At 58.3% G+C, this 15,466-nt stretch carries 11 protein-coding genes; 1 reads left to right on the forward strand and 10 read right to left on the reverse strand.

Annotated elements, in window-relative coordinates; translation table 11 throughout:
• Window positions 1-4: 4 nt before the first annotated feature.
• From EQV93_RS07410 to EQV93_RS07435, 6 genes are all read right to left on the reverse strand, one after another.
• Window positions 5-1,495, reverse strand: a complete 1,491-nt coding sequence (locus EQV93_RS07410; protein ID WP_122782355.1) for a DASS family sodium-coupled anion symporter — start codon at window positions 1,493-1,495, stop codon at window positions 5-7.
• Window positions 1,496-1,587: 92 nt separating this feature from the next.
• Window positions 1,588-2,613, reverse strand: coding sequence for a GlxA family transcriptional regulator (locus EQV93_RS07415; RefSeq protein WP_146386389.1), 1,026 nt, complete (start codon window positions 2,611-2,613; stop codon window positions 1,588-1,590).
• Between the two features lie 203 nt (window positions 2,614-2,816).
• Window positions 2,817-4,856 (reverse strand): NADPH-dependent 2,4-dienoyl-CoA reductase, encoded by a 2,040-nt coding sequence (locus EQV93_RS07420; RefSeq protein ID WP_208727524.1) that lies wholly within the window; start codon window positions 4,854-4,856, stop codon window positions 2,817-2,819.
• 142 nt (window positions 4,857-4,998) lie between these two features.
• Window positions 4,999-6,429: an aldehyde dehydrogenase family protein gene (locus EQV93_RS07425; protein ID WP_240891254.1), complete on the reverse strand. Its 1,431-nt coding sequence runs from the start codon at window positions 6,427-6,429 to the stop codon at window positions 4,999-5,001.
• A gap of 24 nt (window positions 6,430-6,453) precedes the next feature.
• Window positions 6,454-7,782 carry an aminotransferase class III-fold pyridoxal phosphate-dependent enzyme gene (locus EQV93_RS07430; RefSeq protein ID WP_122782352.1) on the reverse strand — a complete coding sequence of 443 codons (1,329 nt, stop codon included), beginning with the start codon at window positions 7,780-7,782 and terminating at the stop codon, window positions 6,454-6,456.
• Between the two features lie 38 nt (window positions 7,783-7,820).
• The gene (locus EQV93_RS07435) at window positions 7,821-9,326 is read right to left on the reverse strand and encodes a serine hydrolase domain-containing protein (RefSeq protein ID WP_240891255.1); all 1,506 of its coding nucleotides are present in this window, start codon (window positions 9,324-9,326) and stop codon (window positions 7,821-7,823) included.
• Between the two features lie 230 nt (window positions 9,327-9,556).
• Here EQV93_RS07435 and EQV93_RS07440 point away from each other — a divergent pair, with 230 nt between their 5' ends.
• Entirely contained in the window at window positions 9,557-10,447 is an 891-nt protein-coding gene (locus EQV93_RS07440; protein WP_122782350.1) for a GntR family transcriptional regulator, read from the forward strand.
• A gap of 131 nt (window positions 10,448-10,578) precedes the next feature.
• On the opposite strand, the gene EQV93_RS07445 is transcribed toward EQV93_RS07440, so the two are convergent.
• The 4 genes from EQV93_RS07445 to EQV93_RS07460 form a co-directional block, all read right to left on the reverse strand.
• Entirely contained in the window at window positions 10,579-11,859 is a 1,281-nt protein-coding gene (locus EQV93_RS07445; RefSeq protein ID WP_240891256.1) for an OprD family porin, read from the reverse strand.
• Window positions 11,860-11,985: 126 nt separating this feature from the next.
• Window positions 11,986-13,629: a dipeptide ABC transporter ATP-binding protein gene (locus EQV93_RS07450; RefSeq protein ID WP_240891257.1), complete on the reverse strand. Its 1,644-nt coding sequence runs from the start codon at window positions 13,627-13,629 to the stop codon at window positions 11,986-11,988.
• A 2-nt stretch (window positions 13,630-13,631) separates the two neighbouring features.
• Complete coding sequence (locus EQV93_RS07455) at window positions 13,632-14,456, reverse strand: ABC transporter permease (RefSeq protein WP_240891410.1); 825 nt, start codon at window positions 14,454-14,456, stop codon at window positions 13,632-13,634.
• Window positions 14,457-14,521: 65 nt separating this feature from the next.
• Window positions 14,522-15,463, reverse strand: coding sequence for an ABC transporter permease (locus EQV93_RS07460; protein WP_240891258.1), 942 nt, complete (start codon window positions 15,461-15,463; stop codon window positions 14,522-14,524).
• Window positions 15,464-15,466 lie beyond the last annotated feature (3 nt).

Raw genomic sequence — 15,466 nt, forward strand, 5'->3', positions numbered from 1 at the left:
ATCTCTACATCCAGCCCAACCAACTCCAGTACGTCGCGCCAAACAACAACATCAGCAAGTAGCCTACCGCCGTAACAATCAGCCCAACCTTGGCAAACTGTTTGGCGGTAAAGGTTTGCGTACCGAGACAGACCATGTTTTGCGGCGCATTGATGGGCAGAATAAATCCGTAGCTGACCACAAAGCCGAGCAACATGGTCATGCCTAACCGATTGAATTCCCCCGGCAGGGTTTGTAGCACGGCAATCAAAATCGGCAACAGCGCCGAGGTCAAGGCCGTTGCACTGGCAAAGCCCAAGTGAATCAGTATCAGAAACGCGCCCAGAATGGCGAAAATCCCCAACGGCCCGACCTGATCCAGCCCGGTATTTTCAACTACCTGAGCACCCAACCATTGTCCGGCTTGGGTGGTCAGTAACGCAGTACCCAAACTGATCCCGACCCCGAACACAATGACCGTGCCCCACGGGATACGCGACTGAACGTCTTTCCAGGTCATTACGCCGTAGCGCGGCAACAGTAAAAACACCAATCCCGCGTAGGTCGTCGAGGTGGTGTCAAAGCTGTGCAGTTTGCCTTCTGTGGCCCATGCCAGCAGCAAAGCGATGGAGACCGCCATCAAGCGTTTCTGCGGCGCCGTCATCGGGCCCAATTCGGCCAGCGATTGTTCAACCGCTTCCTTGCCACCGGGAATGCTGTCGCTTTCCGGTGGCAGCATCTTAAGCACCACAAACAGCAACACCGCCGACATGATGATGGCCCACGGCGCACCTGCAATCAGCCAGTCGAGCCAGTTCACCCGCTCTCCCAGCATTTTGTCCATAAAGCCCACGGTCAGCAGGTTCTGCGCAGCGGCGGTTTGAATCCCGACGTTCCAGATGCTGGTGCCTTGAGCCACGACAATCATGATGCCTGCGGCGATATTGGAGCGTTTGTCCACGCCAAACGCCAGGATCACGCCCATCATGATTGGCACCACACACGCACTGCGAGCAGTGGCACTGGGCACCACCAGGCTAAGCAGGATGGTCACCGCAATGGCGCCCAGCAAAATGCGCCGGGTACTGGTGCCGATACGCGACAGCGTCACCAACGCAATACGCCGGTCCAGTCCGGTATGGGTCATGGCGGCGGCAATGAATAAAGCGCCGGCTACCAGCGCCAGCGCGGCATTGGAGAACCCGGTCAAGGCCATGGTGATGCCGGCATTGGTGCCATAAAGCTTGCTCGGGTCTTGCAATGTGGGGGCCATGCCAATCAAGAACGCCATGAGCGACGTGATCATGATCGCACTGGCTTCGTAGGACACCGCCTCGGTGATCCACACCACTACGGCGAAAGCCAGAATTGCCAGCATGCGATGCCCGGCAACGGGCAAGTCGGCGGGCAATGGCAAGAGCAGCACCCCCACCATCACCAACACGGCAATCACCAGGCCCAAGGGCAGCTTCATTTTTGCCGCGGATGGCTGCGGTGTAGTTGCGGGGGCGTTCATGGCCTTCTCCTGATCCCTGAAAACGCATGGAGCATAGGCTAAGAGTGAGGCATTGGCCTTGATACGGGTCAAGCACCCTCACCGGGCGCAGGCTACTTGGTCAGGCGCACTTCCTTGGACGGCCTGTAGCCAAAGTACGCGCTGTAGCATTTGCTGAAATGACTGGGTGAAACAAACCCGCAGGCCACCAACACATCGACCTGCGACAGCTCAGTGTGTTGCAACAACCGCCGCGCTTCCGTGATGCGCAGTTCCAGGTAATAGCGCTGTGGCGTAGTGCCCAACTGCTCTTTGAACAAACGTTCGAGCTGACGTCGAGAACGCCCCACGTAGACAGCCAATTGTTCCAGCTCCAGCGGCTCTTCCAGGTTGGCATCCATCAACTTGACGACTTCACGCAACGGCGCACTCACGCAAATGTTTTCGGCAGGTTTGATGCGCCGATAGCGTGACTCTTCGAACGCGAGAATATCCTCAATTCCCTCGATCAACGCCTTGTCATGCAGCCCCTTGATCCAGGCCAGCGCCATCTGAAAGGCCCCCGTGGGGCTTGAGGCTGTCAGTCGATCACGATCAATCACAAAAGACTCGCTGGTGACCTGTGCGGTCTTGGCGACTTCCGCCAACGCAGGACGGTGTTCGGGATGAATGGCGCATCGGTAACCGTCAAGCAGTCCGGCGCAGGCCAGAAACCAGGCGCCGTTCCATAAACCGCCCAAGCTGACCTTGGCCTGTGCAGCCGCCCTGAGCAGGCACGTCAGTTCGTCGTTGGTTTTCAATTCAGTGCGGTAGCCACCGCAAATAACCAGCAAGTCCAGTTCGTTCACCATCGCCGGGGAAATCCGCGCATCCGGTCTGATCACCAGCCCCAAGTCACTCACCACCTCACCATCACTCAATCCATAAGTACGCGATGAGAACAGCCCGGCGCGCAGCAGGTTGGCAGTAATAATCGTGTCCAGTGCCTGGGTAAATGCGGGCAGCGAAAAATGCTCAAGCAACACAAAACCCGTGCGTACCAGCGGACCCGTTGTGCTGGGTGTGTCTTTCACAAAGCGCAGGTTTTTGCCCTGCATGCCGCCGCTGAATTGACGTCGCTCGGTCAAGATCCGATCCATTTTCTGAGGTGGGCGATCACGCATTTAGATGCGTTTACTTGTTGGCGCCATGCTAACCGCCATCCCGCTAAAAAGCTCCTGCTGGCGGTAAGCGAATGCTCTGAATCGCCGGCGACAAAAAAACCCGCACCACGTCCTGCTTAATGCAGTGCGTGATGCGGGTTTTCAACGACGACAGCATTTTGAACGCTGTAGATGCTTCCTTACAGAACCGCCGCCAAACGCGAGCCCTGATTAATCGCGCGCTTGGCATCCAGCTCAGCCGCCACATCCGCACCGCCAATCAGGTGTACGCTCTGCCCTGCCGCAACCAGACCGTCCTGCAACTCGCGCAAAGGATCTTGCCCGGCACAGATCACAATGTTATCGACCGCCAACAGCTGCGGCTCACCACCGCCAATACTGATATGCAAACCTTGATCGTCGATGCTCAGGTATTCAACGTCGTTGAGCATGTGCACATGCTTGCTTTTCAGCCCTGCGCGATGAATCCAGCCCGTGGTCTTGCCCAGCCCTTCACCCACCTTGGTTTTTTTGCGTTGCAGCAAAAACACTTCGCGTGCCGGTGCTGGCACTTGTGGCTGGATACCGGCAACACCACCACGGGCTTCAAGCTTGCAATCAATGCCCCACTCCTTCCAGAACGCATCGCGATTCTGGCTGGTGGCAACACCCTGATGAACCAAGAACTCGGACACATCAAAACCAATGCCGCCCGCACCGATCACAGCAACCTTGGTACCCACCGGCTTGCGCTCAAGGATGACATCCAGATAACTCAACACTTTAGGATGGTCGATGCCCGCAATCGCCGGTGTGCGCGGGGCAATGCCAGTGGCCAGAATAACTTCGTCATAGTTGGCCTCCAGCAATTGCTCAACATTGACGCGGGTGTTGAGGCATACCTCTACGCCGGTGGTTTGCAACTTGCGCTTGAAGTAACGCAGGGTTTCGAAAAACTCTTCTTTGCCCGGCACACGCTTGGCCACGTTAAATTGCCCGCCAATCTCGCTGGCCGAATCAAACAGTGTCACTTGATGGCCACGTTCCGCCGCCACGGTAGCCGCCGCCAAGCCCGCAGGGCCAGCACCGACCACGGCGATATGCTTCACCGCCACGGTCGGCAGGTAGTTCAGTTCAGTCTCATGGCACGCGCGCGGGTTGACCAGACAACTGGTGAGCTTGCCGCCAAAGGTGTGATCCAGGCAGGCCTGATTGCAGCCAATACAGGTGTTGATCTCATCACTGCGCCCCGCCGCTGCCTTGTTGACGAACTCCGGGTCGGCCAGGAATGGACGGGCCATGGACACCATGTCCGCGTCGCCCTCGGCCAATATCTGCTCGGCAATTTCCGGGGTGTTGATACGGTTCGTAGTGATCAACGGCACCTGTACCGCGCCACGCAGCTTGGCCGTTACTTTGCTGAAAGCTCCCCGGGGAACCTTGGTGGCAATGGTCGGAATACGCGCTTCGTGCCAGCCAATGCCGGTGTTGATCAGCGTGGCACCCACCTGTTCCACCGCTTGCGCCAACTGCACGATTTCTTCCCAGACGCTGCCACCGGCGACCAGGTCGAGCATCGACAGGCGATAAATGATAATGAAGTTCGGGCCAACGGCTTCTCTCACACGACGCACGATTTCCACCGGCAGACGCATGCGGTTTTCGTAGCTGCCGCCCCAGCGGTCGGTGCGATGGTTGGTCTGAGCCGCCAGAAACTGGTTAATCAGATACCCCTCAGAACCCATGATCTCAACGCCATCGTAGCCCGCACTCTGAGCCAATTTGGCGCAGGTCACGAAGTCACTGATCTGCTTCTCGATACCGGCTTCGTCCAGCTCTTTGGGAGTGAACGGGTTAATGGGCGCTTGAAGCGCGCTGGGGGCTACTTGCCGCGGGCTGTAAGCGTAACGCCCGGCGTGGAGGATTTGCAGGCATATCTTGCCCCCGGCATCATGTACCGCGCGAGTCACGACCACGTGTTTTTCTGCTTCTTCAACCGTGCTCAACTTGGCCGCGCCGCTGTACACACCGCCCTCGTCATTAGGCGCAATGCCGCCTGTGACGATCAAGCCGACGCCGCCTCTGGCCCGCTCGGCAAAGTAAGCCGCCATGCGCTCAAAGCCGCCGGGCTTTTCTTCCAGACCGGTGTGCATCGAGCCCATCAGGGTACGGTTGCGCAACGTGGTAAAGCCCAAATCCAACGGGGCCATCAAATGCGGGTAAGGCTGGGCAATCATCAGGTCGCTCCACAACAAATCGTTCACGGAACGAGGAGGCTCTGCGGCCCCCGTCGTTGAATATCAGGCACATTAAAGACCTGACACCGCTCGCTCAATGCCCCAAAGTGACAAAATAATAACCTTACTGCACACCGCCCTCTTCTCATTCAGGTTCAGGGTAAGCAGCAAATACTGACTTGACCTCCAAATACTCCTCAAAGCCAAAGCGCCCCCACTCACGACCGTTACCGGATTGTTTATAGCCGCCAAACGGTGCCGAATTATCTGCCTTGCTGCCATTGAGGTGAACCATGCCGGTACGCAACTGACGGGCCACTTGCAATGCACGTTCGGTACTGCCCGCCGTCACATAGCCCGACAGCCCGTAAACCGTGTCGTTGGCCATGTCGATGGCGTGGGCTTCGCTGTCATACGGCATGATCGCCAACACCGGGCCAAATACCTCTTCTTGAGCGATCAGCATGCCCGGCTCTACGTCGGCAAAGATCGTCGGTTGCACATACAGCCCATGTTCATAGCCCTTTGGCCGCCCCATACCGCCGACAACCAAGCGTGAGCCTTGACTGATCGCTTCGCCGATCAGCGCCTGAACACGCTCGAATTGTGCGTGGTTGGCCACCGGGCCCAGGGCCGTGAGCGGATTTGAATCATCGAAACAGACTTCACTGACGACTTGCCGGGCGATCTCGATCACCCGAGTCTGTAATGCTCTGGGCACCAGCATGCGCGTCGGGGCGTTACACGATTGCCCACTGTTGCGCAGACAACCGAGCACGCCGTGGCGAACCGCCGCGGTCAGGTCGGCGTCGGGCAAGATGATGTTTGGCGATTTGCCTCCCAGCTCCTGCGCCACGCGCTTGACCGTATCGGCGGACGCCTTGGCCACCGCCACACCAGCGCGAGTCGAGCCGGTGAAAGACATCATGTCAATGCCGGGGTGACGTGAGAGTGCCTCGCCAACCACCGGCCCCTCACCATTGATGAGGTTGAAGACACCTTTGGGTACACCGGCTTCGTGCAGAATCCGGGCAAAAATCAGCGCCGACAAAGGCGCCCGTTCGCTGGGTTTGAGCACCACCGTGCAGCCTGCGGCCATTGCCGGGGCGACTTTGCACGTCATCTGGTTCAGCGGCCAATTCCAGGGCGTAATCAAGCCACACACACCGATCGGCTCGCGAGTGATCAGGGTCGACCCGCAGACCTGGTCGAAACGGTAATCGCGCAATACCTCGAATGCTCGCTGCAAATGCCCCTTGCCGGCAGGCACATGAGCACTGCGCGCCAATGACAGGGGCGCCCCCATTTCCAGGTGCACGGCCTGAGCCAACTCTTCGGCACAGTGCTCGTACCCCTGGATGATCGCCGCCAGTACCTCCAGCCGATCCGCCCGCGCAGACACTGACCACGTTGAAAACGCCCTGCGTGCCGCTTGCACGGCACGCTCCACGTCTTCGGCATCACCAAGAGCCAGACGCCCGATCACTTGTTCAGTCGCGGGGTCGACTACCTCAAGCGTCTGCTGACCTGAAGGCGCGCACCATTGCCCGTCGATATAGAACGTGAGCAAATCCATTTTTGCCTCCTCTTTTCAGTCGTCTCAGGCAACGCCCAAGATCGCACTGCGCAGCGTGTCGAAAATTTGTGCGACCTGATCACGGGTGATCACCAGCGGCGGCGATATAACGATGGTGTCACCTGAGCCACGCACCAGCACGCCGTGCTCGAAACAGCTTTGCGCCACGGCTGCACCGCGAGCGCCAACGGCACCTTCACGCGGTGCCAATTCAACCGCGCAGAGCAGGCCAATAGCCCGAACATCGACAACCCATTGCACCCCTTGCAAGGCCAATGCACAGGCCTGCCAAAGCGGCTCGATAGCCCGGGCCTGTTCGTTGATGCCTTGCTCGGCATGCACCTCAAGCGTGGCCAACCCCGCAGCGCAAGCCAGTGGATGGGCCGAGTACGTGTAGCCGTGCATCAACTCGATGGCATTTTCGGGGCCTTGCATAAACGCTTGATACACCGTTGCGCTGACGATCACCCCACCCATGGGCACTGCACCATTGGTCAAGCCCTTGGCCGTGGTCATGATGTCCGGCGTAACGCCCAATGCCTGCGCGGCAAAGCTGCTGCCCAGTCGGCCGAAACCCGTGATGACCTCATCAAAGATCAGCAGAATGCCGTGCCGGTCGCAGATCTCGCGCAACACTTGCAGATAACCAACAGGCGGCGGGTAAACACCGCCGGAGCCGGTCACGGGCTCAATGATGACTGCCGCCACAGTGCCCGGATCTTGAATCTCCAATAATTGAGTGAGCGCGTGGGCGTACTGCAGACCACCTTCCGGCTGGCCGGCACTGAAACGCATGCTGGCGTCATAAGGGAGCGGCAGATGAGCAACCTCACCCAGCAAAGGGCCAAAATCACGTTTCTGCCGACCGATACCCGACACGGACAGGCCACCAAAGCCCATACCGTGATACCCCTTGGCACGGCCAATAAAGCGTGTTCGGCGGCAATCGCCACGGGCCTGGTGGTAAGCGCGGGCGATTTTCAGGGCGGTGTCCACGGCCTCCGACCCGGAGTTGGTAAAAAAGACCTGCTCCATGCCTGCCGGGGCAACGTCGATCAAGCGCTCGGCCATTTGCAGAGCGGCGGGATGACTCATTTTGAACGAGGACACAAAATCCAGTCGCCCAGCGGCTTCGCGAATGGCTTCGGTAATTTTTGCCTGACCGTGGCCCGCGTTCACGCACCATAGACCGGCCATGGCATCCAGCACCTGACGGCCGTCCGTGGTGGTGTAGTACATGCCTTGGGCCGAGCTGAACATCATGGCCTGCTGCTTAAACTGACGCATGGGCGTGAAAGGTGCCCAAAAGGCCATTGAATCGCGGCCACTTTCAAGGTGGGCGAGGTCAGTCATAAAAACTCCTGTGTGCTTGAACGGGGGAAATGAAGGCACTATTGAACGGACGTACCGGTCAACGTAGGACGCCATAAAGGGCCAGCATTGGCATTGACGCTGCGGTCCAGAAACAATTGGCCCTGCTCCACGCGACACACCACGCGGTCACTAAAGGCCGTCTCGACAAAACGCCAGTTCATGGTGAACTCATGCTCTGCAGTCCAGCGTCCCTGAGCCACGACAGGCGTGAGGTCCGGCTGATATTGATGATGCAGATAGTTGCCGGTCATGCTGGTCTGGCTTTCAATGCCCTGCGCCAGCCCGACCGCAATTCGATGGGTGCCGCGATGATCGCTCAGGGTGAATTCGCAGGCGCCAGCGCTGAAGTCAAAGCTGACATGCGTGACCTGATCTTCGTTGGGTTCAATAGCGAACCGTCCTTGCAACAGAGACCGCGCCGGGGATTCGCACGCGCCTGCGAGTTCGGGCAACTGCAGTCGCTTGATCAATGCCTGCAGCTGTTGTTCATCAAGGCCGGGCAACCGAACAGGAGTATCCAGCGCAGGAAACAGATGCTCCCACATCAGCGTATGCAAGCGCCGTTCACCCAGGGGTAAACCACAGGTGAAGGCAATCACCGTCTGCTGGTCTGGCAACACAATGCATTGCTGCCCAAATACACCGGAGGCGTAATAACCGCCGTGACGGGTCATCCACCACTGATAGCCGTAGCCATCACGTTTGGCCACGGCCCCTAGCCCGCCTTCTTCACGGCCCAGGAACCTTTTGCCGTCGAACTCGCCCATCCACACATGCTCGACATGATTGCGGGTGGCCTCATCGACCCATTGACCAGAGAGCAGTTGCTGGCCCAGCCACTGACCGCGGTTCAAATGCAACACACCGAATTTGAGTGAATCTTCGGTGGTACAGGTCAACCCGTTGCCCCCAGTGTTGTAACCGTCGGGGGCCATGTCCCAGTCGATACGGCCCATGCCCATCGGCCTGAACAAGCGCTCGGTACACAGTTCATGCAGGGTTTTACCCGATACCCGTGTGGCAATTGCCGAGAGCATGAAACTCGAACCGCTGCTGTAGATAAAGTGCTCGCCCGGTCTGTCCGCTACCGGCTCAGCGAGAAACGCCCTGACCCAACTGTCTTGCAGACCTCGCCAGGCACCACCGGAAATGCCGCGTTGATGCCCGGTACGCATGGTCAGCAAGTCCCTGATAGTCATCGCCGCCAGGTTGTCGCTGATCACGGACGGACAATCATCCGGAAAAAATCCCACCACCTTATCGTCCAGCGACAAACACCCGTCATCGACCAACAAGCCTACTGCGGTTGCGGCCCAGCTCTTGGTGGCGGAATGCTGAACATGCGGGCGATCAGCGCGATACGGCGACCAGTAAGCCTCGGCGACTACAGCTCCGGCGCGGTAAAGCATAAAGCTGTGCAACTCCAGGCCCGCAGCATTGACCGCCTCGATAAAGTCACTGATGCCGCGAGCATCGACGCCTTTTTCGCAAGGCAACGCTCTGGGCAAGTGCATGTCTGTCATTCACGTAATCTCACTTGGAACCGGGGAACCTGAGCCTGTCCCGGCAATGTATTTAGATGACCAATAATACACAATTAAAGACCAGCAAAAGACTTCCAATGTATTTAAATGCAAAATAAATCACACCACATGCACAACCCTTATGGCTTAAACCCCGTAAATACGGCACATGCACGACTGCTGGATTCAGGTATCCTTGTGTCCATTGTGTTTTTGGAACCTTAACGACAATGAGTCAGCTCACATCACTGCAAACCAAAGTCGCCGGGCAGATTCTTAATGCCATTCAGTCAGGCGACTTGCAGCCCGGTGCCCATCTCAAGGAAGTGGAGATTGCCCAACGTTTCGGTGTGTCCCGCTCACCCGTGCGCGGTGCGCTGGTCTGGCTTGCGCAACAACAGTTGATTGAGCCGCTGGCCCAGCAAGGCTTCCGCGTCCCACTCAATGCCGTCAAAAACATCGGACTCGAAGCGCAGCAACTGCGTGGGGAAGACGAAGAACTGTATCGACGCCTGATTGATGATCGCCTGAACCAGCAACTGCCCGACCAGATCATGGAAAGCGACTTGTTGCGCCGCTATGACGTCAGCAAAGGCGTACTGCGCCGCTGCCTGCTTCGGTTGTCCGATGAGGGGGTGATGCAGCGCAAACATGGCCACGGCTGGATTTTCTTGCCCACGTTGAGCTCCAAAGAGAAGCGCTTTGAAAGCTATCGCTTTCGCATGCTGCTGGAGCCAGCGGGATTACTGGAGCCGACCTTCAAGCTCAATGCAGAACATTTTCAACGTTGCCGTGAGCGGCAGGTCGAATTGCTCGAGGGCCGGGTCGATAACAAAAGCTTCTTTGAAAGCAACGCCGAGTTTCATGAACTGCTGGCGGCGGCGTCGGGTAACACGTTTATTCTGCAAGCGGTTCAGCAACAAAACCGCTTGCGGCGCCTGACCGAATTTCACTCGGTCAATAACGTAGAACGAGTAAAAGCCTCTTGCCGGGAGCATTTGGCCATTTTGGACGCACTCGAACAGGGTGATAACCAATGGGCTTCCACGCTGCTCAAGCGCCATCTGGAAGTCGCCAGCCAGATGGGTGTAGCCCGCAGCACCGGAATGCAAACCTCGTAGCAACTGACGAGCCGCGCGGGGCTGCGTTCGGTCGCGAAGCGATTGCAAGCCCCGATAATGGGTGGAGGCTGCGCCATCGAACGCAGCCTCGCATTACTCGACAGTTGCTGCGCAACTTCCGCTGGTGGCTGTCACCACAACGCCAGGCTATAGCCAATAATCACCCGATTCTCATCGGTGTCACGGGTGTAGTTGCTGTTCGCGGTAGCGTTCTGCCAGCGCAGCGATACGTTCTTGAACGTGCCTGATTGCACGAGATAGGTGAGCGTCGAATCACGCTCCCATTCACGCCCCTCCCCCGCAAAACCGATCACCTTTGCTTTGTCGCCCTTGGCATAGCGGGTCGAAAAGGTCAGGCCCGGAACCCCCAGTGCCGCGAAATCGTAATCGTACCGCGCATGCCAGCTGCGCTCCCCGGTCTGGGAGAAGTTACCCAGTTGGTACTCAGTAAACAGGAACGTATTGGTGCCATCGACGTAGGTAAACGGCGTTGAACCGTACTGCCCCTGATACCCGCCACCCAGGGTATGGCCTTTATAGCTGTAGGCAACTCGCGTACTCAACGCACGGTTATCAACCTTCCCGGCCAGCCCTGCACCATCTTTACCGGCATCGAAGTAACGGATATCGGTTTTCAGTGCGCCGGGACCAATCGCAAAGCTGTTCTTCACACCCAGGTAGTGCTGACGGTAGAGGTCTTGCAGTTGCGCAAACTGGTAACTCACGGTCATATCGGGAGTGAGCTTGTAATCCCCGCCGGCGTAGCGAAACTGATCACTTTTTGCCGTGCTTTTATACGCCCCGTACTGACTGGTCAGGCCCATGTCTTCATAGTCCATCGAGTCGCGTTGTTGCACTTGATCTATTTGACCAGCCGCCAGAGCCAGGTTTTTGATGTCATTGGATCTCAAGGCCGTGCCCTGGAAACTTTGGGCAAACAACCGGCTGCCGTTGGGTTGCAGCGTGGGCATGTCGGGCACCAGGTAACCGATGTTCAGATCACTCTTGGCGAACCGCACCTTGCCAGTGACGCCCAGCTTTGAATAACTGTCCTCAGCCCGTCGAGCATAGCTGGGCTTACCCGGTTCGGATGTACCGGAACGGGCCAGAATGCCGGTGCCGGAGCGATCAGGGCTGGAGTCAAGTTTGAGCCCCAGCATGCCGATGGCGTCCAGGCCAAACCCTACCGTGCCTTCGGTGTAGCCCGACTGCACTTTGAGGATAAAACCCTGCGCCCACTCTTCACGTTTGGACTGCCCGGCGTCTTCGCGGTAGTCGCGGTTGAAGTAATAGTTTTTCAATTCCAGCGCGGCGCTGCTGTCGCCAATAAAGTCTGCGTGAGCAAGACCTGGCAATAGACTTGCGCCGATCAGACCGGCCCCCGTCACGGCGTGGTTCATCGGTATTTTCATGCTGTTGGCTCCTGGCAGAAGATGATTAATAAGTTGTTTTTGTTTTCTTCGGACATGGCTACGCCCATCACGCGGATCAGCGATCCGCGCACGCTTCATGCCCTGGGGTTTAACGCATCGAGGGTGCTAAAGAGCCCCGGGCACAACGCCCGGTCTGATTCGGTAACCACCGCCTTCGATTTTTTCCAATGGGCTGGCCGCGGCCAGCAGTTGTCGGGTGTAGGGATGTTGCGGCGAATCGAACACGGCTTCACGCGTGCCGATTTCGACCACCTTGCCACGGCTCATGACGGCCACCCGATGGGCAATGCGCTCCACCGCAGACAGGTCGTGGGAGATAAACAGGCAGGCAAAACCGTATTGGCTTTGCAAGCGCTCGAACAGTTCAAGAATCTGCTTCTGGATGGTCATGTCCAGGGCGGAAATGGGTTCATCGGCAATCACCAGTTTCGGCCGTCTGACCAAGGCCCGGCCAATGGCTACCCGCTGACGTTGACCACCGGATAACTGATGCGGGAAACGCGTGGTGAAGTGCTCGGCCAAACCAATGTCCTGCAGGGTTTGACGCACCCGCTCGGCGCAGCTGGCAGCACTCATGCCCGGCTCATGGCGCAGCGGCTCGATAAGGATGTCACCGATTTTCATGCGCGGATTCAAAGATGAAAACGGATCCTGAAAAATCATCTGACACTCAAGACGATGGCTACGGTTGGCGGCCTTGAGTATGTCCACCCCCTCAAAACGGATACTGCCCGCGCACGGTTTTATCAACCCGACCACAGAACGGCCCAAGGTGGTCTTGCCTGAACCGCTGCCACCCACCAACGCAAGTGTCTCGCCCCGGGCGATGCTCAGGCTGGCCGAATGCACCACGCGATTGGGCTGTGACGTGCCCCAGAAACTCCTTGCTCCGGGGTGTTCTATGCACACGTTGTCGACTTCCAGCAAAGGCCTGTCTGCGTCTGGCAGCACAGGCAGAGTGCCGCGCAGAGGCAAGGCTTCGAGCAACTGACGGGTGTATTGCGCCTTGGGCGCCAGCAGGATGTCTTCAATGCTGCCCTGCTCCACCGAACGACCGTGGCGCATCACCACAACTTTGTCGGCATAACGCGCAACCAGCGACAGATCGTGGCTGATAAATAAAATGGCGGTGCCCTGCTCACGGGTCAACTCGAGCATCAGCTCGATCACGTCCAGTTGCGCCAGACAATCCAGCGCCGTGGTGGGCTCATCGGCTATCAACAGCGCCGGGCGCAGCAGCATCACCGAAGCGAGCATGATCCGTTGACGCATCCCGCCTGAAAATTGATGCGGGTAAGACAGCAGGCAGCCCTCGGCATCGTGGATGCCAATACGTTCCAACATCTGCACGCAGCGCTCATGAATCTGCTGCTTGTTCAGTGAGGTGTGAAGTCGCAAGGCTTCACTCATCTGCCGACCAATCGTCAGGGCCGGGTTAAGCGAGACCATAGGCTCCTGAAAGACCATGCCTACGGTAGCCCCGCGGATCTTGCGCAGAGGCTCAATGCCCAGCGTGGCCAGATCCACGCCTTGCAGATCAATGCGCCCTGCACACACGGTCATGGGTGCGGGCAGCAGGCCGATAACGGCGCGAGCGGCCATGGTCTTGCCACTGCCCGACTCGCCGACCAGCGCGACGATTTCGCCAGGGGCAACACTGAAGCTCAGATCATCGACCGCCAGCGGGCCATCGCTGCCGACACGGATGCTCAGGTGCTCTACGGACAAGAGTGTGGTTGGCTCAGTCATGCTCACTTCCTCATGCGCGGGTCGAGACGATCGCGCAAGGCATCGCCAAACAAGTTGATCGCCAGCAAGGCCAGGCAAATGAACAGGCCCGGGAACAGCCCCAGCCAGCTGGCGGAGGCGATGTAGGGACGGCTGGCGGCAAGCATATTGCCCCAGGTTGCCGCAGGCGGTGGCACGCCCAGCCCGAGAAAACTCAAGGCACTTTCAGACAGCAAGGCCCAACCGAACATGCTGGTAGCCAGCACGCACAGCGGCGCCAGACAGTTGGGCGCGATATGCCTGAACAAGGTGTACAGCTGCGAATTGCCGATCACTCGGGACGCTTCGATAAATTCCAGCTCGCGCAAAGACAGCACACTGCCGCGTACCACGCGCACCACCGAGGGGGTGTAAGCAATACCCAGCGCCAGCACAATGCCGTATTGGCTTGCACCGATAATGGCCATGATGCCCAGCGCCATCAGAATGCCGGGGAATGCCAGCAAGGCATCGTTAACCATCATCAGCAAACGGTCTGTCCAGCCGCGCATGTAGCCGGCAAGCAGGCCGATCAGGGTTCCGGCAACGACCGCCACACTGACGGAAAGCAAGCTGATCCACAGACTGGTACGCGCGCCGATCATGAGGCGACTCAGCACATCACGGCCAAATTCATCGGTGCCCAGCCAGTGCGCCGCTGACGGTGGCTTAAGGCGTGTCAGCAGATCAAGACGCAATGGATCGTAGGGTGTCCAGACCAGGCCCAGCAGTGCGATGCCCACCAGCAACAGCAACAAACCGCCCCCTATTAGCGCGTTGGCTGGCGGATAGCGCCAGCTGCGGCGCATCAGGCTGACAGGTTCGGCATCGGTAGCAGGCACAGAGACAGGCGGCGCCACAGGTAACTTGGCACTCATAATTTCACCCTCGGATCAAACAGCGGATAGAGCAAATCCACCAACAAGTTGACCAACACATAGATGCCGGTAATCAGCAGCAGGCAGCCCTGAAGCACGGGGTAATCGCGGGCAAAGATCGAGTCGACCATCAAACGGCCAATCCCCGGCAGGGTGAACACGGTCTCCAGTACCGCAATGCCGCCCAACAAGTTACCCAGAATCAGGCCGATTAATGTCAAAGTCGGCGCGAAGGCATTGCGCAGCGCGTGGCGCCACAACACAGCGCCCTCGGACAACCCCTTGGCTCTGGCGTGGGCAATGTATTCCAGACGCAGCACCTCAATCGTGCTGGCCCTTGCCATACGGGCGATGGAGCCAAACTCCACCAGCGTGAGGGTCACAATCGGCAACACCAGATAGGTCAGCGCCAGCCACGGGTTGTCCCCAAAACTGACGTAGCCCACCACCGGCAACCACTCCAGTTGAATGCCGAAGACATACAGCAAGAGCAAGCCCAGCCAGAAGCTGGGAATCGACAGCAGCACCGTTGCCGAGGCCACCAGACCGAGGTCCAGTGCGCTGTTTTGCTTCCATGCGGCCAGCATGCCGACGGGCACGGCAATCAGCGTGGCCAGCAATACCGAGATCAGTACGATCTGCGCACTCACCGTAAACCGGTCAAAAATAAGCGGCAGCACCGCTTGTTGGCTGGTGATGGAAAAACCCAAGTCACCACTGAGTACGGCCTTGATCCAAATCAGGTACTGACTCACCAGCGAATGATCCAGCCCCAGAGAGCTGCGCATGTCCGCCAGGCTCTGCGGGTCGGCCATATCGCCCAGCATCAATAGCGCTGGATCGCCCGGAATCAGCCGGATCAAGGCGAACACCATGACCGAAATCAGCAACAGGGTGGGCACGGCCATGGCGAGCCGCTGCAAAATCAAACGAAACATAAC

The organism is Pseudomonas sp. TMW22091 (assembly GCF_022496705.1).
Lineage (GTDB): Bacteria > Pseudomonadota > Gammaproteobacteria > Pseudomonadales > Pseudomonadaceae > Aquipseudomonas > Aquipseudomonas saxonica.

Coding starts and splice junctions, on each gene's coding strand:
- EQV93_RS07460 (WP_240891258.1), bottom strand. CDS start 15,463: ATGTTTCGTTTGATTTTGCAGCGGCTCGCCATGGCCGTGCCCACCCTG.
- EQV93_RS07450 (WP_240891257.1), bottom strand. CDS start 13,629: ATGACTGAGCCAACCACACTCTTGTCCGTAGAGCACCTGAGCATCCGT.
- EQV93_RS07455 (WP_240891410.1), bottom strand. CDS start 14,456: ATGCGCCGCAGCTGGCGCTATCCGCCAGCCAACGCGCTAATAGGGGGC.
- EQV93_RS07435 (WP_240891255.1), bottom strand. CDS start 9,326: ATGACAGACATGCACTTGCCCAGAGCGTTGCCTTGCGAAAAAGGCGTC.
- EQV93_RS07440 (WP_122782350.1), top strand. CDS start 9,557: ATGAGTCAGCTCACATCACTGCAAACCAAAGTCGCCGGGCAGATTCTT.
- EQV93_RS07430 (WP_122782352.1), bottom strand. CDS start 7,782: ATGACTGACCTCGCCCACCTTGAAAGTGGCCGCGATTCAATGGCCTTT.
- EQV93_RS07425 (WP_240891254.1), bottom strand. CDS start 6,429: ATGGATTTGCTCACGTTCTATATCGACGGGCAATGGTGCGCGCCTTCA.
- EQV93_RS07415 (WP_146386389.1), bottom strand. CDS start 2,613: ATGGATCGGATCTTGACCGAGCGACGTCAATTCAGCGGCGGCATGCAG.
- EQV93_RS07410 (WP_122782355.1), bottom strand. CDS start 1,495: ATGAACGCCCCCGCAACTACACCGCAGCCATCCGCGGCAAAAATGAAG.
- EQV93_RS07445 (WP_240891256.1), bottom strand. CDS start 11,859: ATGAAAATACCGATGAACCACGCCGTGACGGGGGCCGGTCTGATCGGC.